The sequence below is a fragment of the Thalassoglobus sp. genome (assembly GCF_048270125.1).
Classification (GTDB): domain Bacteria; phylum Planctomycetota; class Planctomycetia; order Planctomycetales; family Planctomycetaceae; genus Thalassoglobus.
In genome coordinates this window covers 1-20,122 of record NZ_JBLWTN010000043.1, presented here as the reverse complement: position 1 = coordinate 20,122, position 20,122 = coordinate 1, and the positions used below count along the sequence as shown (strand labels likewise).

At 53.3% G+C, this 20,122-nt stretch carries 17 protein-coding genes; 13 read left to right on the top strand and 4 right to left on the bottom strand.

The features are described from left to right. The first annotated feature begins 47 nt into the window (after positions 1-47). A complete protein-coding gene (locus ACN0YR_RS24165) occupies positions 48-1,430 on the top strand; it encodes a DUF1501 domain-containing protein (RefSeq protein ID WP_417851780.1) in 1,383 nt (460 codons plus the stop codon). Here ACN0YR_RS24165 and ACN0YR_RS24160 read toward each other — a convergent pair. Together ACN0YR_RS24160 and ACN0YR_RS24155 are read right to left on the bottom strand one after the other, a co-directional pair. Then, positions 1,420-1,692: a ThiF family adenylyltransferase gene (locus ACN0YR_RS24160; RefSeq protein WP_417851779.1), complete on the bottom strand. Its 273-nt coding sequence runs from the start codon at positions 1,690-1,692 to the stop codon at positions 1,420-1,422. The two genes, ACN0YR_RS24165 and ACN0YR_RS24160, sit on opposite strands and share 11 nt — an antisense overlap. A 22-nt stretch (positions 1,693-1,714) precedes the next feature. After that, complete coding sequence (locus tag ACN0YR_RS24155) at positions 1,715-2,008, bottom strand: hypothetical protein (protein ID WP_417851778.1); 294 nt, start codon at positions 2,006-2,008, stop codon at positions 1,715-1,717. 381 nt (positions 2,009-2,389) lie between these two features. Between ACN0YR_RS24155 and ACN0YR_RS24150 the strand changes: the two genes are divergently transcribed. The 7 genes from ACN0YR_RS24150 (at position 2,390) to ACN0YR_RS24120 (ending at position 13,321) form a co-directional block, all read left to right on the top strand. Next, on the top strand, positions 2,390-2,950 hold the full coding sequence (locus ACN0YR_RS24150) for a sigma-70 family RNA polymerase sigma factor (RefSeq protein WP_417851777.1): 561 nt from the start codon (positions 2,390-2,392) through the stop codon (positions 2,948-2,950). Then, positions 2,943-4,625 carry a LamG-like jellyroll fold domain-containing protein gene (locus ACN0YR_RS24145; RefSeq protein ID WP_417851776.1) on the top strand — a complete coding sequence of 561 codons (1,683 nt, stop codon included), beginning with the start codon at positions 2,943-2,945 and terminating at the stop codon, positions 4,623-4,625. Before ACN0YR_RS24150 ends, ACN0YR_RS24145 begins: the two co-directional genes overlap by 8 nt. A gap of 5 nt (positions 4,626-4,630) precedes the next feature. Then, positions 4,631-6,064 carry a sulfatase-like hydrolase/transferase gene (locus ACN0YR_RS24140; protein WP_417851775.1) on the top strand — a complete coding sequence of 478 codons (1,434 nt, stop codon included), beginning with the start codon at positions 4,631-4,633 and terminating at the stop codon, positions 6,062-6,064. Positions 6,065-6,275: 211 nt separating this feature from the next. Continuing rightward, entirely contained in the window at positions 6,276-7,379 is a 1,104-nt protein-coding gene (locus tag ACN0YR_RS24135) for a kappa-carrageenase (protein ID WP_417851774.1), read from the top strand. Positions 7,380-7,396: 17 nt separating this feature from the next. Further along, the gene (locus tag ACN0YR_RS24130; protein WP_417851773.1) at positions 7,397-9,031 is read left to right on the top strand and encodes a sulfatase; all 1,635 of its coding nucleotides are present in this window, start codon (positions 7,397-7,399) and stop codon (positions 9,029-9,031) included. Positions 9,032-9,044: 13 nt separating this feature from the next. Then, positions 9,045-11,822 (top strand): DUF1553 domain-containing protein, encoded by a 2,778-nt coding sequence (locus ACN0YR_RS24125; protein WP_417851772.1) that lies wholly within the window; start codon positions 9,045-9,047, stop codon positions 11,820-11,822. Beyond that, positions 11,819-13,321 carry a DUF1501 domain-containing protein gene (locus tag ACN0YR_RS24120; protein WP_417851771.1) on the top strand — a complete coding sequence of 501 codons (1,503 nt, stop codon included), beginning with the start codon at positions 11,819-11,821 and terminating at the stop codon, positions 13,319-13,321. The genes ACN0YR_RS24125 and ACN0YR_RS24120 overlap by 4 nt, the downstream gene beginning before the upstream one ends. Positions 13,322-13,568: 247 nt before the next feature. On the opposite strand, the gene ACN0YR_RS24115 is transcribed toward ACN0YR_RS24120, so the two are convergent. Both ACN0YR_RS24115 and ACN0YR_RS24110 read right to left on the bottom strand, forming a co-directional pair. Continuing rightward, positions 13,569-15,029 (bottom strand): LamG-like jellyroll fold domain-containing protein, encoded by a 1,461-nt coding sequence (locus tag ACN0YR_RS24115; protein ID WP_417851770.1) that lies wholly within the window; start codon positions 15,027-15,029, stop codon positions 13,569-13,571. Between the two features lie 143 nt (positions 15,030-15,172). Then, complete coding sequence (locus tag ACN0YR_RS24110; RefSeq protein ID WP_417851769.1) at positions 15,173-15,709, bottom strand: sigma-70 family RNA polymerase sigma factor; 537 nt, start codon at positions 15,707-15,709, stop codon at positions 15,173-15,175. Between the two features lie 126 nt (positions 15,710-15,835). Between ACN0YR_RS24110 and ACN0YR_RS24105 the strand changes: the two genes are divergently transcribed. From ACN0YR_RS24105 to ACN0YR_RS24085, 5 genes are all read left to right on the top strand, one after another. After that, positions 15,836-16,090 carry a hypothetical protein gene (locus tag ACN0YR_RS24105; protein ID WP_417851768.1) on the top strand — a complete coding sequence of 85 codons (255 nt, stop codon included), beginning with the start codon at positions 15,836-15,838 and terminating at the stop codon, positions 16,088-16,090. Further along, on the top strand, positions 16,087-16,776 hold the full coding sequence (locus ACN0YR_RS24100) for a hypothetical protein (protein WP_417851767.1): 690 nt from the start codon (positions 16,087-16,089) through the stop codon (positions 16,774-16,776). Before ACN0YR_RS24105 ends, ACN0YR_RS24100 begins: the two co-directional genes overlap by 4 nt. A 24-nt stretch (positions 16,777-16,800) precedes the next feature. Next, entirely contained in the window at positions 16,801-17,982 is a 1,182-nt protein-coding gene (locus tag ACN0YR_RS24095; RefSeq protein WP_417851766.1) for a hypothetical protein, read from the top strand. 51 nt (positions 17,983-18,033) lie between these two features. Next, positions 18,034-19,485, top strand: a complete 1,452-nt coding sequence (locus tag ACN0YR_RS24090; RefSeq protein ID WP_417851765.1) for a hypothetical protein — start codon at positions 18,034-18,036, stop codon at positions 19,483-19,485. Between the two features lie 120 nt (positions 19,486-19,605). Next, the gene (locus tag ACN0YR_RS24085; protein WP_417851764.1) at positions 19,606-20,070 is read left to right on the top strand and encodes a hypothetical protein; all 465 of its coding nucleotides are present in this window, start codon (positions 19,606-19,608) and stop codon (positions 20,068-20,070) included. Positions 20,071-20,122: the final 52 nt, after the last annotated feature.

Below are 20,122 nucleotides of genomic sequence, written 5' to 3'. Positions count from 1 at the left end.
ACTGGCTCTAAACATCACTCACTCTCTTAAAACTGAATGGACGAAGTATGACAACTCTCCATCGACGTGACTTTTTGTACGGCCTCGGCTCCTCATTAGGCGCCCTCGCATTAACATCTTTGCAAGCAGAGAGCCGTGAAGGACCGCTGGCTACTAAGCAGCCGATGCACGAGCCGAAAGCCAAGGCTGTCATCATGCTCTTCATGGAAGGGGGGCCGTCACACATCGACACCTTTGATCCTAAGCCTGCACTGACGAAGCTGCATCTTAGCGAGTCGACACGGACAAAAGGGCTTGCGACAGGAAAGCGGTTTTATGTGGGCAGTCCGTTTAAGTCTCGCAAGGTCGGCAACTCCGGTATCGAGATGTCTGACCAGTGGAAGTATTTGGCGGACCCGGAAGTCGCTGACGAACTCTGCGTGTACCGAGGCTGCAAGGCTGAGTCGCTCAATCATCCTGAAGCACTACTGCATATGAATACCGGCAGCAGACTGGGAGGCGATCCGGGGGTCGGCTCCTGGGTGACTTACGGTCTTGGCTCAGAGAATCGAAACCTCCCTGGTTACGTTGTGATGACTGAGCTCGCGTTGCCTCAGGCTGGTCCAGCGAATTGGACGAATGGGTTTCTCCCCGCTCACTTTCAGGGGACGCGTCTCCGTTCAACTGGCTCACCGATTTTGGATCTCAATCCACCGAAGTACAAGACACGGGAGCACCAGCGAAAGGCACTTGATCAACTGGCGATGCTGAATAACGCTCATGCACAGGATCATCCTGAACATGCTGAGTTGGCTGCTCGAATGGAAAGTTATGAATTGGCTTACCGCATGCAGATGGCAGTTCCCGGAATTATTGATATCGATCGCGAGCCGAAACACCTTCAAGAGGCATACGGACTTGATCGCAAAGAAACAGCCGGTTTCGGGCGACAGTGTATGATGGCTCGTCGTCTTGTCGAAGAGGGCGTTCGATTTGTGCAAATTTTCGCTGGAGGATGGGACAGCCATGACTACCTTGAAAAAGGCCATTCCTCTCGAATCGCCAGTGTTGATCAACCGATCGCGGCTCTGGTCAAAGATTTGAAAACGCGAGGACTGCTTGATGACACGTTAGTAGTCTGGACAGGAGAATTTGGGCGAACTCCTGATAACAACTACCGAGGCGGAGTCACCGCGCTTGGTCGCGGCCACAATGCTGACGCAATGAACATGTGGTTCGCAGGTGGGGGGACGAAAGCCGGGAGTGTTGTGGGGGCGACAGACGAAATTGGTTCTGAGGCGGTGGAAGTTGTACACCCAATCCGAGATGTTCATATCACGATGCTGCATCTCTTGGGGCTGGACGACAACAAATTGACCTACTTCCACGCAGGTCGCTACAAGCAACTCTCCCAGTTTGGCGGTGAAATGATACCGGAGATCATTGCCTAGAGCAGTTTCCTCTATGCTCCGCAGTCGCTTCGACTTTGGAGCGACCGAGGTTTGCTTCAAAATAACCCTGAGTAGTGATGTTGGTGGGTTCGACTGTGTCGAAGTCGATAAGTTGAATCGACCTGGCACCGATGGAAGCGAGTTGAATGGCAACTTGGCGGCCGATGGCGCCGACTCCAATCACGGTCACTTTGAGATTCTTAAGTTTCTCCATCGGGACCAGTTCTTGCTGACGAGTGAAGCGGTCTTTCGTTGTGGTCATGCGTTCTCCGGGAGGTCTGAGTTCATGATGGATTCGTAGTCGATTTTTGGGTGCTGAAATCACGTGCTCGATCTCTGTTGAGTTCTGAAGCGTCTCCGTTGTCAGAGAGCCACTCTTCCCATTCGTCGAAGTCGTGCGGATTGAGTGCGTGTTGCTTGTGAACGCAGCTGCGATATTCTGCGTTCCACGTATGCTGGTCGCTGCTGGCGAACGGTTGTGAATAATCGATTTCCACATTCATGCGAAGTGCCGCAGGACCGCCATGACGCCAGGAGAGTTCTGCGTAAGTCTTTCCGCCTTGGGCGATAATGAACATCACAGCCCAGTCACAGTGGCCGAAGACCCTCTCGAGCGTCTCAACGTCAACTGAACTCTCTTGGGACAGAGTTCATTTTCGAGGCAGTCGCGGCAATAACTGTCGTCACATTCGGTGCAGGTTCCTACATAGTCGTCCGAGACGTCGAATAGCCGATACGCCGTCCAGGAAGGACGACTTCTGACAGACGCCGCTGCGTAAACAGATCCCGATCCCGGCTGAATTAACAGCTCGTGTTGCGGGATTACTGCCGGTGCAGTTCCGCGTGCAGTTCCGCGTGGCGAATTTTTTGCAAAAATATCAGGATGCAGCGGTAATTCGACGTTGCTGCGGAATATCTATTCATCGGGATGACCCGAATCACCATTTACCGAGAAGAAAATGGACCACGAATCTGACCGAGATCAGCGATATAACGAGTTCGTCGCATTGTTGGCTCGACATGAACAGTCGATTCGGCGATTCGTGCGTTCCTTGCTGCCATCGCGGGATGGAGTCGACGACGTCGTTCAGGACACAGCTCTCGAGTGCTGGAACAAGTTCTCGGAATTCCAACCTGAAAGTCCGGAAGATTCGGTTCAGGAATTTATTCGCTGGGCTTGCGTGATCGCCCGTTACAAGGCGATGAGCTGGCAGCGTGATAGAACGCGAGATCGGTTGGTGTTTCGCGAGAGCGTGATTGACCGGTTGGCTCAGGCGGCGTTGGACAATATCGATCAGCAGGAATTGGAGCAATCGGCGATTGAGTCATGTCTTGGAGAATTGCGGGACGATCAACGGCGACTTGTCTTGAGCGTCCACTCACCTGGCGAATCCATTGCTGCGATCGCAGAGGAAACGGGAGAAGCCGCTCGGCGGCTCTACAGCAAGGTCAATGCCTTGCGTAAACGCCTACTCGACTGTGTCGAGAAACGAATCGCTGGGGAGGCCAGCAATGGATGAAGCGACGCGAAATCTGATTTTCAAGGCGATCGACCAGACCATTACCCCGGCAGAGTTTGGTCGGTTGCAGGATGCCATTGAAGAGGATGATGAGGTCCGAGTCGAGTATCTGCGGGCGGTCACACTTTGCGAGACCCTCAGTGAGATTGCACTGGGTGCATCCGATCTGAATCCTTCCGAGACGGATGAGTCAATTCTTTCAGTGCCCCAGCACGAATCGACGCGTCGGTCCGCGGCTGGTCGATTTACGCTTGGCCAGGTGGCGATAGCAGCGACGATCCTTGTTGCATTCAGTGGTGTCGCCTTTTGGTTTGGGCAGCAGAATAACCGAACGTCGAATTTAACCATAAGTGGTGAACAAACTGCTGAGCCGAAGGACTCGCAGATCTCCGGACATGCGACGCTCCGACGATCGGTCGATTTAAAATGGTCTCATGGTGGCTCCGAATACCGGGAAGGTGACGTTCTACCGAACGGTCGGCTTCAATTCGATGAAGGCGTCGCAGAGATCGATTTTTTTTGTGGTGCCACTTTAATTGTTGAAGGCCCGGCGGATCTGAACATTGAGTCGGATTGGTTAGTTGAAGTTGCGAGCGGTCGTCTTCGAGCGAACGTCCCTCCTGCGGCACGTGGTTTCATTGTCAAAGCGGCTGGTTCCGAGATTGTCGACCTGGGAACAGAGTTCGCACTGGAAGTGAAATCGGAGAACGCTCGCGTTGAAGTGATTGACGGCGAAGTCGAGATTCGAGGAGGCCAGCACGATGGCAACCATCTGCTAACCGGACAACGGCGGTGGTTGAAAGGAACAGAAATGCCCGAACCCTTCGATGGGCTCAGCACGCTGGATGAACTGAAGTTTCGGCGAGAAAACGCTGTGTCAGAGCGGTTCGCCGCCTGGCAGGCTCATTCGCGGGAACTGCGGCAGGACGACCGTCTGATCGCTTATTTCCCGATCGCCGAGACTCCTGCGGAACGCGTCGTCCGCAATGAGGCAGGCACTGGCCATGGTCTCGATGGCAAACTCATTGGTCCGGTTGAGCATACTAGCGGTCGTTTTGGACCACAGTCATCCGGGCTGAATTTTGGCCGCCCCGGTTCGCGTGTACGCACACGCATTGATGGCGAGTATCAGGCGTTTACTTTTGCATGCTGGGTGAGAATCGACAGCCTCGAACATGTCTACAACGGGCTGTTCATGAGTGATGGGTACGAGACGGGTGAATTGCATTGGCAGATTCGCAACGATGGTCGTCTGATGTTTTCGGTCATGGTGGATGACACTCAGAGCGTTCGGACCTTCAGCAAACTAGAACAGCGTGAAGTCGAGACAGCAGGGCTTGCTCGCGTCTACTACTCAGAACCGATTTGGGATCTCTCCAAGAGCGGGCAGTGGTTTCACCTCGCTGCTATTTATGACCCAGCAAGTCGTCGAGTTGTGCAATACGCAAACGGCAAACAAGTTGGCAGCGAAGAGATCATCGATAAGTTCCACATCGATACTCTGCGTATCGGTCCCGCAGAGATCGGAAACTGGGGGCAGCCGTTTCGCAAGACCCCCTGGTTCTCCGTTCGCAACTTGAGTGGCACGATCGATGAACTAGCCATCTTTCATGCAGCACTCACATCAGAAGAAATTACCTCGCTTTTTCAAAACGGAAAACCTCTGGGTTACTGATAGCAATGAAACTTACAATCACATTAGCACTCGTTGTTGTCGCAGTGGGAATCACACCAGCAATTGCAGGGGCTGCCGAATCGGGTCGGCCTAACATTCTCTTAATTCTGGCGGATGACCTCGGCTACGGCGACGTTGGATTCAACGGAGCGACTGATATTCGCACGCCGACGCTGGACAGATTGGCCGGAGGTGGAACTGTTTTCTCTTCAGCCTATGTCGTGCATCCATTCTGTGGTCCGAGCCGTATGGCGCTGTTGTCAGGACGATACCCGTATAAATTTGGGGCGCCGTTCAATCTGCCTGATCACAGCAAGGGGCATTACCGTGATCAGGGTATCAGTACGGACGAAACGCTTTTCAGCACGGTCCTGCAGGATGCTGGATACCGCACCGGAATCATGGGGAAATGGCATTTGGGGCAGCAACCGGAGTATCATCCGAACCGGCGAGGCTTTGATGATTTCTACGGTTTTCTTGGTGGAGGCATCCTCTACTTCGGTCCCTACAAAGCGAACAACGTAAAAGGCAATGTTTGGGATTACAAACGGTTTCCCGAGCATAACGGAATCGAGGTTACCGGTCTCACTGAGAAGGACTACATGACGGATGTGCTTTCACGCGAAGGCGTTCGATTCATTGAAGAGTCGTCGAAAACAGAGAAACCGTTTTTTCTGTTCATGTCATACAACGCACCGCACACCGTGTTGGCTGCGAAGGAAGAAGACATGGCTCAGTATCCGAAATTGAATGGCAAGCGACGCATTTATGCGGGCATGGTTCATGCGTTGGACCGTGGCATCCAGTCGCTTGTCGACGCATTGAAAGCCTCGGGGCAGTACAACAATACGTTGATTGTTTTTTTCAGCGACAACGGAGGCCGCACTGACCAGGGAGCCAGCAATCTTCCGCTCAAGGGCGTGAAAGGCGACACATACGAAGGCGGCTATCGATCGCCGATGTTCTTTCACTGGCCAGGCGTCGTGAAGGCCGGGCAGCGATACGATCATCCGATCACAGCACTTGATTTCTATCCGACGCTGGCACGGCTCGCTCAGGCCGAAATCCCCAAAGACAAGCAATTGGATGGGAAAGACATCTGGGATGCTGTGCTGGCAGGCAAAAATGCTCGAGAAGGCGAATTGATCTACACAGTGCGGCACCAGTTCAACACCACAGATGTTGGGGCGAGAAAAGACCAGTGGAAGATCTGTCACAAGAACGGCAACTGGCACCTTTTCAACCTGCAAGAAGACATAGGAGAAACGAACGATCTCAGCACCAAGCACCCTGAACGTCTCAAGGAGATGGTCGCGGAAGTTGAAAAGCTCTGCCAAAGCCACAAGCGACCGCTTTGGTTTGACAGCGAAAAGCAGGCGGAAGTATGGAGTTCCAACCGCCTGCCATACTTCGATGGCACTTTCTCGCTAAGCAACTAGAGCATCTTTCGATTTGGTTTACAGGTTCTGCCTCGTGGCGAACAGCATTTTTACTAGAACCAGTCCGAAAACCTCTGGAATAGATGCTTTCCTCAACGTTTGAGAGAGCAATTTCAAGTTTCAGGATCAGTTCTAGAGAATGCGTTCTTCACGGGCAAACGGTCGAGCAAACTGCTCTAGCCAACGAAACAACAAACCACCGGAAAACACCATGAAACCTCTGCTCCTTTCGACCTTGATCCTGTCGCATTCGATATCCGCAATCGCCGCCGATCCGTTGCCCACTGGTGATATCGGCGCGACAGCGAATGAGTTGATGTTTGTCGCTGAACAGTCTGATGAATTTAACGACGACAAGGTGGACCTTGAAAAGTGGAACATCGACTCAAAGGATTTTGGGCCTTGGAGTTGGGAACCTGACAACGTTACACAGAATGATGGATCAATGCATCTGCGAATGGTGCAGAAAGATCATCAGCGACGCGGGGAGCAACTGCACTACACCTCCGGGATGGCTCGTATCGACAAGACGATGACTTACGGCTACTTCGAGGCACGCATCAAGGGATGCTCTCGATACCCCGGAGCCTGCCCATCATTCTGGCTCTACAGCATTGGACCGCAGAATCGGTTCAAAGCCCGTGATGGCGAGACAGTTGCCTATTCAGAAATTGACATCGTTGAGTTACAGCAAAGCGAGTACGACTTCGAGACAAAGAAGCACTTTCCAGTCACTCGCATCGACTGCAATCTGCACACGGTGCTGATGAAAGATGGCAAGCGAGTCTGGACTCGCCCCCACACCAATCCGGAACTCTGCAAGACATATTTCGATTCTCCTTGGGACCCTCGCGAGGACTATCACGTCTATGCGGTCAAGAATACGAAGGAAGAGATCGTCTGGTATATCGATGGGAAGGAAATCGGACGAAAGCCAAACCTGTATTGGCACCTGCCGATGCACGTGACACTTTCACTTGGCCTTCGATATCCCTTTGTTACTTACAAAGAAGGCCAGATGGCTCCTGTTCCCGACAAGACAACTGTTGATGGATTCCCTACGCAGATGTCCGTCGACTACGTGCGGGTCTGGCGACTCGTCGGCGAATCATCGGCGATGCCTCCCTCCGGCACCGATTGGACTAAGCAGCAATACATCGACAAAGAAAGAACGAATTGGGAGAAGAACGGCTGGGCATGGAATCAGGACAAGGTCGAATCCAATTTTGCCGAGATCGACACCAACAAGGATGGCATTGCGTCCGGCAAAGAGCGACAGGTCTGGTTCGCGCAAAAGAAAGCAAACCAAGAATGATGAGCGTCGTGACCAACATGAAAAGATTACCTGGAATGACACAAGCGCTACGATTGATATTGGCAACGATTATTCTGTCAACATCAGCGATGGCGGAGAATGTAGCAACGAACAAGCCAAACATCTTGTTCATTGCGATCGACGATCTGCGACCGGAATTGGGCTGCTACGGATCAGAGATCGCGGTCACGCCGAATCTGGACGGGCTTGCCAAGGAGGGGTTGCTATTCAATCGGGCTTACTGTCAACAGGCAATTTGCCGTCCGTCGAGAGCAAGTCTGATGACCGGGACTCGGCCGGAAACGACGGGGCTGTTTCACAACTACGTCTCATTGCGGGAGTTGCAGCCTGACATCCTCACTCTGCCACAGCATCTGATCGCACACGGGTACAACACGGCTTATGTCGGCAAGATCTTTCACAACGGAGATACCGACGAGGAGCGTTCGTGGAGTCGTCCTGCGGCAAAGTGGCTGGGCCCGGACATCAAGAAGCCCAGTGGACCGTATTGCCTCCCGGAAAACGTCAAACTCCGTAACGAAAACTTTAAAGAGATGTTTGCCAAATACGGAGACGCAGCACGTCGCGGACTGGCCAGCGGTCCAGCTTTCGAGCGCGCCGAGGTCCCGGATCATGCGTACATCGATGGATACAACACGTTACTGGCTATCAAGACGATGAAGCAGGTGGCCAGCGACGACAAACCATTCTTCCTCGGCATGGGTTACCATTTGCCACACCTCAACTGGTGCGCCCCGCAAAAGTATTGGGAGTTGTACGATCCAGGGAAAATTCAACTCGCGACCAATGGAATTGCACCGACTGATGGTGCGGTAATGGGGCTGCATGCTTCGTTTGAATTGCGAACTCGCTCCAACATTCCTAAGCACGGCGCAATCGACGGTGACTTGGCCCGAACGCTCAAGCATGCCTACCTCGCGAGCACCAGTTACGTCGATGCCCAAATTGGACTGTTGTTAAAAGCACTTGACGAAGCTGGCCTCCGCGAGAACACGATCGTCATCGTTTGGGGCGATCATGGATGGCATCTTGGCGACATGGGTGTCTGGGGCAAGGCAACTAACTACGAAATTGCAACTCGCGTCCCGCTATTGATCTGGACTCCAAACATGAAAGCTCGTGGCCACAAAACCAACGCTTTAGTGGAGCTGGTCGACATCTTTCCGACACTTTGCGAGTTGGCAAAGGTTCCATCGCCAACGCATCTGGAAGGACACAGCTTCGCGCCATTGCTTGACGAACCGAATCGACAATGGAAAAAGGCTGCATTCAGTCAGTATCCGAATCCCGCGTTGCGTGAGTGGGCCGCCAACCCGCTTTCTCAGGGCATGAGGGAGACATGGTTTGGTCCGCTCATCAAAGACGTCGAACAGCGGATCATTGACCAGCAAGGCAAGAAGTGGGAGCGCGAACTGTTTGAGAAACACCTGATGGGGTACACCATGCGGACAGACCGCTATCGTCTCGTCGTGTGGCGAGACCATCGAAACGCGAAGGCCGAGCCGATCTTCGTTGAACTCTTTGACCACAAAGTAGACCCGCAGGAAACAAAGAACGTCGCTGGTGATCATCCAAAGGTCGTCAATTCGCTGATGGATCAACTCAACAAGGGCTGGAAAGCTGCTCTGTAACACGGATTCTCACATGTCGATTCACAATATCAAAATTCTATTCCCCCTTGTTGTCATGGGGGTTGCTGCGATCCCGCAGGTGTCAACTGCTGACGACGTTGACTTCAAACGTGACATCGCGCCGATTCTGGAAGAACGTTGTTGGCATTGCCACGGAGAGGATGAACAGGAATCGGGACTGCGATTGGACCTTCGTCACAAGATGTTAAGAGGCGGAGATTCCGGATTGGCGACCATCGTTCCGGGGAAACCCGATAAGAGTTATCTGATCGAATTGATTCGCCATAGCGACGCAGAGATGCGGATGCCGCCCGACGAGGACAGGCTTCCCGACAATGAAATCGACCTGCTGACTCGTTGGATTAAAGAAGGTGCCGTCTGGCCGGGACAGATGGAAGCTGTCGCGGAGGAGAAGTCAAACCATTGGTCATTCCAACCAATCGTGCGTGCTGACGTCCCGCAGTTGGATGCGAATCCTGAAAACCCAATCGACGCCTTCTTGCTGAAGTCGCTCGCGAAACATGAACTTTCATTCTCTCAGAGTGCCGAACCTGGATCGTTGATTCGACGAGCATCGATCGTACTGACGGGACTCGCGCCAACTCCCGAAGAAACTGCAGAATTTGTGAAAGCGTTTGAGAGAGATTCAAAGCAAGCGTATACAAACCTGGTTGATCGGTTGCTCGATTCACCGCATTTCGGTGAAAGGTGGGCTCAGCACTGGTTGGACGTGATTCGCTGGGCCGAAACGAATGGCAGCGAAAGCAACATGTACCGGAAGAACGCGTGGATCTATCGTGACTATGTGATTCGGGCGTTCAATGAAGACAAACCGTACGATCGCTTTCTGTTCGAGCAGATTGCCGGCGACACGACTGGACATGGTGACGCCACCGGTTACCTCGTTTCCGGTCCTCACGTTCCGGTCGCCACTGTCGGACAGGAGCCAGCGGCAAGGCGTCAGGCACGGGCAGACCGCATGGACGAAATATTGCAAACGGTTGGAGCCTCTGCGATGGGAATGACGATCGGCTGTGCTCGTTGTCACAACCACAAATTCGATCCAATTTCCATTACAGACTACTACTCGATCTCGGCGGTTTTTCAGGACATCGAATTCGGCAGCCGCTTTCCGGAACTGGCCGAGGATCATCCTCGACGCCTTCGTGGCCAAGAATTGTTTTCGGAGGTCTTCAAGCTACGGGCCAAACTCCGAGAGATGGGAACATGGGAAGAGCACTGGACAGGCTTTCGCGAAATCTACTTTCCAGCAACGACAGCAAACTCGGTCCGCATTTCGTTCCTAACCAGGAGCGCCTATATCGACGAGCTTGAAATCTTTGGAAACAAGTATGGGTACCAAAACCTCGCACTTGCCTCCATGGGGACCAAGACTCACAGTCCCAATGAATTCGCCGTCGTGCGGAAAGAACTCGACAAGATCAACGATGGCGAGTACGGCACTGAACAGTGGGCAGGAAAGTCACCCGATGGCAGCGATGAGAAACCTTGGGTGCAATTCACATTCACCGAACCGCGTGAAATCAATCGCATCCGGATCAGCTCCAACCGCGAAGACTTCCTCGAAACAGATTATCTCGAAGGCCTTAACACGGGACACGTCGCTCCCTATCGCATCGAAGTGCAGGCAGACAATGGCAAATGGGAGCACGTTGCGGCGACCCCGCAGTATCAACAATTGAATAAACAGCACAAATCTCGAGCTGGAATACTCAAGCAGGTCCAACAGCTCGTTCAAGAAATCAACGAAGAAGGTCCGAAACCCAGTTTCATTGCCCGATTCGTTCAACCAGCGAAAACACACGTGCTGAGTCGCGGGAGCCCGGAGAGTCCCCGTGATGAAGTCTTCGCATCCGGACTTGCGGAACTTGGCGGCGACTTGAAGTTACAGCCCAATGCTACCGGTAAGCAGCGACGCGTCGCATTTGCAAATTGGCTCATCGATCCATCAAATCCGCTGACGTCTCGTGTCGTTGCCAATCGGCTCTGGCATCATGTCTTTGGGCAGGGAATCGTAACGACGACTTCCGACTTTGGTGCGGCAGGTAGCCTGCCAACTCATCCCGAACTTCTCGACTGGTTGGCGGCTGAACTGATCACCCCGACAATGAATCAGGGCACTGAGCCAAATCCTTGGTCGATGAAACACCTGATTCGATTGATGGTCATGTCTGAAGCATTCCAACAATCGAGCTTACCGCGTGAGAAAGCACTCGCTGTCGATGCCAACGCGGCATTGCTCTGGCGTTTCCCTCCGAAGCGAGTCGAAGCTGAAGTCATTCGTGATTCGATCTTACAGGCTTCAGATTCGCTTGACCGGTCACTCGGTGGCCGCAGCTTTCGTATTCACAACGTGAAGAAGCGATACGCTCAATGGGAGGTCACCAACAACCACGGACCAGAAACGTGGCGACGGATGATCTATCAGGAGCGAATGCGACGGGTCGACGACCAGATGTTTACAGCATTCGACTTTCCCGATTGCGGGCAAGTGAGGGCGAAGCGTCCTGTTTCAACAACACCTTTGCAGGCGTTGAATCTGATGAACAGTGACTTCGTTGTCGAACAATCAAAACGGATCGCCAGTCGAGCGAAAAAGGAAGCGGGTGGTGACGAGATCAAATCCGTGGATCGCTGTTTTGAACTACTGCTCGGTCGTACACCCGATGCGGACGAACGTCGAGACTGTATTGAACTGGTTAAGGCAAGCGACCTGTCATTCGTTTGTCGTGCAATCATTAACTCCAACGAATTTGCGTTTCTACCATGAGCAATCCAGAACACTTGTCACAAAACGGTCGGCGTCTACTTGATCGCCGCAGCTTTCTCGGAACGGCGGGCCTGTCGACGGCCGGACTCGCACTCGCCAGTCTGCTTGATGCAGACGGTATGCTGGCCGACGACGCAAGAACGGTCGGCGGCAAGGCTCCAATTCGTCCGGACATCGACCCGAACAATCCTTATGCGGAACGCAAGCCTCACTTTGAGATGCCTGCCAAACAGGTATTGGTCATCTACTGCCCTGGAGCAGTAAGCCATGTCGACACGTTCGACTATAAGCCCGCCTTGATGAAGCTGCATGGTCAGAAGCCTCCCGGACTCCCAGCCGTCACATTTGAAGGGCCAACCGGCAACATCGCGAAGCCGTTTTGGGATTTCAAGCCGCGTGGTGAAACGGGGAAAATGGTTTCCGATCTGTTACCAAACCTCGCCAGACAGGTGGACGACTTTTGTTTTCTTCACGCTATGACAACTGACACAAGTGCTCATCCGCAGGGCGAGAACTTTATGAACACGGGCTTTACGATGGAAGGCTTTCCCTCGTTCGGGGCCTGGGTGACCTACGCGTTGGGGACTGAGAATCAGGAATTACCATCATTCGTCGCCATCAACGATCCGCGTGGACTTGCCCGCAGCGGTAAGAATAACTTTGGCAACGGCTTCCTTCCGGCGGCATTTCAAGGAACCGACTTCACGGCAAAGAACCCGCCAAACAACTTGCACCGTCCTGACAGCTTCACGACCAATGCCGATCGAGGAACGGTGAAATTGCTGCAACGTCTCAACGCAAAGCATCTTGAAAAGTATCCCGGCGATGCGAATCTTGCGGGGCGGATAGCTAGCTATGAGCTGGCAGGTCGTATGCAGACATCGGTTCCCGACGTGATGGATTTGGCTGGCGAGACCGAGTCCACGCTGAAGGCGTATGGAATCGAAGGGGGCAGCGAACTGCGTGGCCACTATGCCCGAAACTGCATCCTCGCCCGACGCCTGCTGGAGAAAGGTGTTCGGGTCGTCCAACTCTTTAATGGCAGCGACCCAGCGGGAGGCAACGGCATCACGAACTGGGACTCGCATTCTGACATCGCGAAAACACACGCAATGCAGGCCGAGATAATGGACCAACCGACAGCCGCCTTGCTCGCGGACCTCAAAGAACGCGGAATGCTGGAACACACGCTCGTCGTGTGGGCGACTGAGTTTGGTCGTATGCCGTTTCTGCAAGCCAATGGAACAGGGCGCGACCACAACCCGAGTGCTTTTACCTGTTTCCTCGCCGGAGCCGGTGTCAAAAATGGATTTAGCTACGGAGAAAGCGATGAATTCGGCTTCAAGGCCGCGGTCGACAAAACAACTGTCTACGACTTCAACGCTACTCTACTCCACCTCATGGGCCTCGACCACGAACGCCTGACCTTCTACCACAACGGACTCGAACGCCGCCTCACCAACGTTCACGGGCATGTCGTGAAGGAGGTTCTCGCCTAGGAGCAGTTTGCGCAACCGTGTGCCCGTGAAGAACGCATTCCTCTAGTAAAAATGCTGTTCGCCACGAGGCAGATCCTGCAAACCAATTCGAAAGATGCTCTAGCTCGACGAACCAAAAACCTCGGTCGCAAGTCCTTTTGTGGTCGAGGTTTTCGTCGGTTGCGGGACCTGCATTGGCTGTGTGGTTCGAGTCCTTTGTCGGGGTGCCGTTGGGCGGTAAGGCGAACCAGATTTGCGATGCCTTCAGTTAGCGAAGGCCCGCTGTGTAAAGCGACTGGATTTCCTCAGCTATCAGCGCTTTGCTGAAGAGGGTGAGTTCGTCGATTTGGCCGTTGAAATTTCGGATTTTCTGTGGACTGTATTCCATGGGTGTTCCCCAGTTCCCGATTTCCGTTTCGCCGAATCGGAGTTTGAACTTGTCGGTAGTGATGGGCGACTCGCCAACGTTCTCGCCGTTGATGTAATGGGTGACTTGAGCGGACTTGCTATTGTATACCGTGGCCAGATGGGTCCAACGACCAAGATGCTTGATGTTTAACACGGGCTCGGAATCATAAGCGACATGACCGCTGGGAGTCTGGATGCCGAGTAAGAGGCGGCCGTCGTCTCGCAATTGCCAGTGCGGTTCGCCCACGTCGTAACCGTTTGTCAGCAACAGGGCGATGAAAGGTCGGTCGAGTCCGTCGATCCGCACCCAGGCAGACCAAGTCAGTGAATCGAACTCGCCGGGGATTTGCAGCCGAACACGATCACCGGGGTGTTTGAACTCCAAGGCATCTTTCCCGGACCAACGGCCTTCGGTCCACCGACATCCAACGATGGCTCCGTTGGATTGGTCATTGTTGATTGATCGATTCCGCAGCAATCGACTGGAGGAGGCATCCTTTTCGAACGTGTAGAGTAGCTCGGCTTGTGGATTGGCGGCCAATGATTGCTGCTCCATTCTCCATTGCTCCAGCCGAGCTGTATTTCGTGTCGACGCTAACTGAAGTAACTGGGATGACGAGACAAATTCGACAGGTTTCGTACTGGACGGTGCAATCTTTCCGGCTGCGGAAACCGATGCACTTTCGCTTTCGTTGAATTCTTGACGTGTCTTGGCGGACCGATCCGTCCCGGACTCGTAAAGCTCCACCTTGCCATCGAACACGTGCACTGAAGCGCTACCGTCCCCAGAGACATCCATCCCAAACTCGGTGCCAAGATCCACCAGTTCAACATTCGGTGAGACCACCGCGAATCCTTCGGCTTGGGGAGGAACGTGAGCTCGCAGACGGCCGCGACGACAGATCAGGCGATCCGCATTCACAAACTCCAACTCCGCAGGGCCTTCAACCACGACAACGGCACCACGGTAGAATTCCAGCTGAATCAAACCGGAGAGTAGCTCAACTTTCCCCTGTGAAACGCTCGAACCAACTTGTAGTTGAGTTTCGCCGTTCCACTTGGTGTCGTAGCTTTGTGTGACGATCGCAACGCCTTCGTCGAACACTTCGGCCACAGAGTCGTCCTCGACGCCTTGAGGTCGTATCCACAGCAGTACGAAAAGCATCGCAGCGGAAGTTACCATTAAGATCGCCGCGATTGTCCGAAAGCGACGTGTGTCAGCCGCAGAATCGCCACTCGCAACATCGCTCACCGACTTCGTTCTTGTCGCATTGGATTCATTGGCCTGTACGCCATCGCTAAGCATGGCCGATAGGTGCATCAGCTCCGCGAATCGACGTCGTGCGCCGGACTAAGTTTTCAAGAGGTTCTGAAGCTCGACAGACTGTTCGTTGGAGAGACTGTCATCGCGCATCGCTGCGACAAGCTCGTCCAACCGTGTTTCCCAGCTATCTGATGACTGATTCATAAAACGCCCTCGCGTACTTTCTCGTTGATGCAATCCAGCAACAACGACTGAATCCGATTTAATCGCTTGTAAATCGCCACTCGACTGCGTCCCAGTTGCTCGGCGATTGACGTGACGCTTTGAGCCATCTCGAATCGCGATGCGAGCAGCTCTTGGCCAGATGAGTCGATCTTTTCGAGGCATTCGCCAAGCGCGACCTTCCGGGCTTCGTGTTGGCAACTGACCGCGACCGCCTCGTCGGCTAGGAGTGCGAATTGCTGGTCATCGATTGACAAGGGGAGCTTCTTTTGCTTTCGTCGCCAGTTGAGAATCGTCAATCGAGAGACAGCCATCGCCCACGCGGCAAAGTCGGTTCCGATTTCGAACGTATCGAACTTCTGCCACAGCACCGCACTGACATCCTGCTGAATGTCTTCGGCTGCAGTGCGGTCGTGGACCAGCGTCAAAATGAATCCGTAGATGCGGCGATGATTGGACACCAACAGCGCAGAGAACTGCTGGACCTTTTCGTCGTTGTCACTGATTTGTCTCATTAGTTCTCTACAGTCACCGCGTTAACGGCATTGTAGTGCCGCTTGACGAAAGGCAAACACCAAGCCCTCCCGGCTGAACGTGGGGCTCACGTCGAGCGAATAGATAATTTCGTGAAGCACATGAGCATGGGCATTCCCGAAGGAAAGCAGCACAATAGCCGAGCAGACGACGCTGATTCGCAAATTCATGGGGGATCGAGTCGAGATGGATTCTGGATCAAAACACATGGAAACCGACAACAAGGAGATGTCGCAAATCGAGGCCGCGTAAACCCACGGAATGGGAATTCTGACTATTTTTCCGCAATTTCCGTCGTCATGGTTTACAGATTGCGAACCACTGACATGACCTCAGCGTGCCAAACAGGATCATTATCATGACACGCAAAACACCAAAGATGAAGCTTCTGCAGCAGATCAGCTTGATGATTCTCATCGCAACTCCATTGCTTGCTTCGGCCGCAGATCCCCTGCGAGAGAGCTTGATAATCAGGCTGTCCATTGACGAAAGCCTCAAGCGTTCCGAAGTGGTGTTTTCTCGGTCAGCAAATCCCGAAGTCTATCAGCAATACGGTGCAACACTGGTTGTCTGGGGGTTCCGGTCGTGGAAACTGACAGGAGAGGAATTGACGTCTGAATGTCGCCGCCAATGTGACTTGGCGCATGATGTTGGTGCTCGGTACCAGGCACGCGTCGAACTCGATGCCGGATGGAGGGGGTGGATCGACTTTGATCCAAACATTGAGGACAGCGTGTGCAAAACCATTGAGGGGAAGCTACTGACGTATCCGTTTTGGACAGGCATTTACAAAGGCAAGCCCGCGTATTTCGGCTGCACGAACTCGAAGGGCTACCAGCGATATCTACTGCATCAGGCTCGCGAGGCTCTTTCGTCAAACCCTGACAGGTTGATGATCGACGCGATGGTGGTGACTACAAAAGCAAGCCGAGGGGGCGGTTGTTTTTGCGACGCGTGCGTTGAAGGCTTTCGCGAGCACGTTCAAACCAACGTGTCACCGGATGTGCTAAAGAACCACGGCATCACGGACGTGTCTACTTTCGACTAAAGCGATCTGCTTCGTAAGCAAGGTGTGACAGATCAGCAATTCGGGAAGCAGATTTACAACTTGCCGGAAACGTTGCCGTTGGCTCAGGAGTACCGAACGTTTCAACATGTCGCCGCGCGAGAGTTCATCAAGAACTTTCGGCAACAGGTTGAAGCGATTGCCGGACGCCGAATGCTGTTGAGCACCAACTCAGCGTTTCATACTCCGAGCGACTGGTGGGCGTTGCCGGCCGTCGACTTCTTCACCGCTGAAACAATGCTGAACGCCGCGAGTCGCAAGATTCCTCAGCAGCAAATTTTTCGCTACAAACTTGCCGACGCACTGGGGACAAGATTGGTCTGTACGGGCACTCCGAAACAGGACTGGGCCTTCGTTCGCAACAACAACCTACGTGGTTTGGTACGAACCTGGATCGCGCAATCATACGCTTACGGGCATCACTTCATGGTGCCGCACAGCATGTGGTGCGGCGAAGGCCAGGAGCAGTCCGATTACAAGAGTCAACCGGGAGACTGCGACGACCTGTACCAGTTCGTGCAAGAGCACGCAAAGTTATTCGACGGTTTCGAGACGGTTGCAGACGTCGGCGTGATCTATAGCAACACAGCGTTTCGTCGCGGCCAACGGCAGGCACAACAAGCCAGCTACGAATTGACGAAGCGAAACATCCCGTTCCGACTGATTGCCGCTGGAGACGAGTGGATGCCCGTTGATCTGCGTAAGGAAGACCTGGCAGGCTTGAGGGCGCTCGTTGTCACGAATCCAGACACACTCAATTCCGACCAGCGCGCCGTGCTGGACGCGGTAAAGGTCCGGACTGTCGCCTGGCCGGACCAAAAGCGACTCTCACAGTTAGCACCTCCACCGATTGATGTGACCGGGGCCACCGACGTGACCGTGCTGCCACGTGCCAAGTCGGATGATCCCAGCACGCTCGTCTGCCACCTGCTCAATGGAAACTATCTGCCACAAAGCGATTCCATGCAGGCGCTCCGCGATCTTACCATCACACTTGATGATTCCCTTCTTTCGTCCACCGTCACTGCGGCCACCCTGACGGCACCAGGACAAGAAGACGTGGCCTGTCGCTTCACTCACAACGAGAACGGCGTATCGATCTCAGTCCCCAGCCTTGACCTGTGGGCGCTGCTGAAACTCGAAATGCAAAACTCTAAACCGCATCCTTCTGACAAGAGTCCTGAATAAATGGGATAAGTGTGGCCGCCTATCCCACTTTTTTACACCCGGAGATTATCAATGCAGATTTTACGTTTTCCAGCCATCGGCGCATTGCTGATTGGCCTCGTGCTACCCCAATTCGCAAGTACGGCAACCGCCGCCGAACTCGACAAATACGGCGGTACGACGGCCATCCAGGGTAAGGCGACGGGCTTCTTTCACGTCCAGGAGGTCGACGGTCGTAACTGGTTTATTACCCCGGATGGAAACGCGTTTTTTGCAGTTGCGCTCAGTCACATGCTTTCCGGCGAAAGTGATCTGGCTTGCCAAAACGTGTACGGTGGCGATGCGAATGCATGGTTGAAAGGATCCTTCGAGAAGGCCCGTGACATGGGCTTCAACTGTGCATTAGGCAGCGCGACGAGTCCGGAACGCAATTTGAATGGCTTCGTTGATGTTCAGAAGGCGGAGAAGTTGTTTCGCGAAGCAAACTTCCCATTCGCCGTCGGTGTGATCCTGCTCAAACACCCGTGGGAGTTCGTCGATGGCGAAACGTTACCGGATATCTTTCATCTCGACTATGAACAACTTATCAAGGAGCGAGCAGCCTTAGTCTGCAATCAGTACAAAGATGATCCGTTGTGCATGGGGTACTACTATGGTTTCGGAGCGTTCAATCAATCCGATCAGTGGGTCAACCATCACTTCTCTTTGCCTGCTGGCAGCCCTGGTCGTGAAGCGTTGTCGGACTTGCTGATCAAGCGGTACAACAACGATGTGAAGAAGTTCAACACGGTCTACGGCACGTCGCTGAAGTACATGTCAGAACTGAAGTCGACCTTCGAACTGAAGTATGAAAAAAAGTACGAACGCCGAAACTATCCTCGTGTTGGGATGTCACTGGACAAAGACAAGCTCGCCGATTTTGAAGCGATTGTGTCCCACATGTGTGTCTCTCTGTACCGACTTGGTCACGAATCGATTCGCCGCTGGGATAAGAATCACTTAATCCTCGGTTCGTTCATCAAGGAGTGGGCGCTGTCGATTGATTCCTGGAAAGAAGTCGCTCCCTATGTGGACATGATCGCGCCGCAGCACGTCAACGAGTTCATTTCAGTGAATGAGATCGCCGACGCAACCAAGCTGCCGATCATTCTCTCAGACGAATACTTCGGATTCCACTATCCAGGTAAAGCAGGCAGTCTGCACGCGGGGCTAGTCTCACACGAAGCACGTGGTGAGGTCTACTATGCGAACTTAATGCGGCATTTCAAAGACCCGCAAGTGATTGGCGTGACCTATTGTGCCTGCATGTACGATCAGGGAGGGGACACATTGGCGAAGAACAACCAAAACGGCTTCTACTCTCTCAACGGCGAACCACGAGAGAAGTTAATTGAGACCGTGACGAAGCTGAATCACTCAGTCTACGAACAGTCAACCAACCCAGCCACCACCGAAGAATTGAAAAGACTGCATACGGAGTTGTTCGACAAGTGGAAAGAACACAGCGTTCGCCGCGGACATTAGTCAGCAATCGCTGTCGCTCCATATCATAAGCACAAGGGGCGAGCATGCGTGTCAGCTATACACAGATTCATTCGCTTTCGCGTCGAGCTTGTATAAGTCATTAAAAACAAGAAGCATCACATGCAAACAGTACGATTTGGCCTGTTGATTGCCGTAACAACACTCTTTGCCGCAACCATTGGCCAGGCAGCCGATGCTGATCGAGCAACGGGCTACATCCACGTTGAGCAGATCGACGGCGTGTGGTGGTTCATCAACGCGGATGGCGAGAAGTTTGTCAGCATTGGGGTGAACCACATCGAGCCGCATCTGTGGATGGCTCCGTATAACAAAGCGGCGACGCTAAAGAAGTATGGCAGCGATATGATCGGCCCGGATGGTCACTTCAATACGAACGGTGATGCCGCCAGGAAATGGATCGACGCCCAGGTCAAAACTACACAAGAACTTGGGTTCAACACTTTCGGCAAGCACACGCACCCCGCGATTGATCCAGAGCTCTACCAGGAACAGATTTACTACATCGCATCGCTCGACACCGCTCCGCTGGCTGGGTGGCAGGCAACGCCGTTAACCGTATTTTAATTGTTTGATTTTTTGAGCGGTTTGGATTTGTTTTTGGGTGGCTTTTTCGATC

What these genes read in the sequence shown, in the direction of transcription:
- ACN0YR_RS24115 (WP_417851770.1), bottom strand. Translation starts at nt 15,029, where the DNA reads ATGCACCTATCGGCCATGCTTAGCGATGGCGTACAGGCCAATGAATCC.
- ACN0YR_RS24120 (WP_417851771.1), top strand. Translation starts at nt 11,819, where the DNA reads ATGAGCAATCCAGAACACTTGTCACAAAACGGTCGGCGTCTACTTGAT.
- ACN0YR_RS24090 (WP_417851765.1), top strand. Translation starts at nt 18,034, where the DNA reads ATGCAGATTTTACGTTTTCCAGCCATCGGCGCATTGCTGATTGGCCTC.
- ACN0YR_RS24110 (WP_417851769.1), bottom strand. Translation starts at nt 15,709, where the DNA reads ATGAGACAAATCAGTGACAACGACGAAAAGGTCCAGCAGTTCTCTGCG.
- ACN0YR_RS24160 (WP_417851779.1), bottom strand. Translation starts at nt 1,692, where the DNA reads ATGACCACAACGAAAGACCGCTTCACTCGTCAGCAAGAACTGGTCCCG.
- ACN0YR_RS24155 (WP_417851778.1), bottom strand. Translation starts at nt 2,008, where the DNA reads ATGTTCATTATCGCCCAAGGCGGAAAGACTTACGCAGAACTCTCCTGG.
- ACN0YR_RS24125 (WP_417851772.1), top strand. Translation starts at nt 9,045, where the DNA reads ATGTCGATTCACAATATCAAAATTCTATTCCCCCTTGTTGTCATGGGG.
- ACN0YR_RS24130 (WP_417851773.1), top strand. Translation starts at nt 7,397, where the DNA reads ATGAAAAGATTACCTGGAATGACACAAGCGCTACGATTGATATTGGCA.
- ACN0YR_RS24135 (WP_417851774.1), top strand. Translation starts at nt 6,276, where the DNA reads ATGAAACCTCTGCTCCTTTCGACCTTGATCCTGTCGCATTCGATATCC.
- ACN0YR_RS24150 (WP_417851777.1), top strand. Translation starts at nt 2,390, where the DNA reads ATGGACCACGAATCTGACCGAGATCAGCGATATAACGAGTTCGTCGCA.
- ACN0YR_RS24085 (WP_417851764.1), top strand. Translation starts at nt 19,606, where the DNA reads ATGCAAACAGTACGATTTGGCCTGTTGATTGCCGTAACAACACTCTTT.
- ACN0YR_RS24165 (WP_417851780.1), top strand. Translation starts at nt 48, where the DNA reads ATGACAACTCTCCATCGACGTGACTTTTTGTACGGCCTCGGCTCCTCA.
- ACN0YR_RS24145 (WP_417851776.1), top strand. Translation starts at nt 2,943, where the DNA reads ATGGATGAAGCGACGCGAAATCTGATTTTCAAGGCGATCGACCAGACC.
- ACN0YR_RS24140 (WP_417851775.1), top strand. Translation starts at nt 4,631, where the DNA reads ATGAAACTTACAATCACATTAGCACTCGTTGTTGTCGCAGTGGGAATC.
- ACN0YR_RS24100 (WP_417851767.1), top strand. Translation starts at nt 16,087, where the DNA reads ATGACACGCAAAACACCAAAGATGAAGCTTCTGCAGCAGATCAGCTTG.
- ACN0YR_RS24105 (WP_417851768.1), top strand. Translation starts at nt 15,836, where the DNA reads ATGGGCATTCCCGAAGGAAAGCAGCACAATAGCCGAGCAGACGACGCT.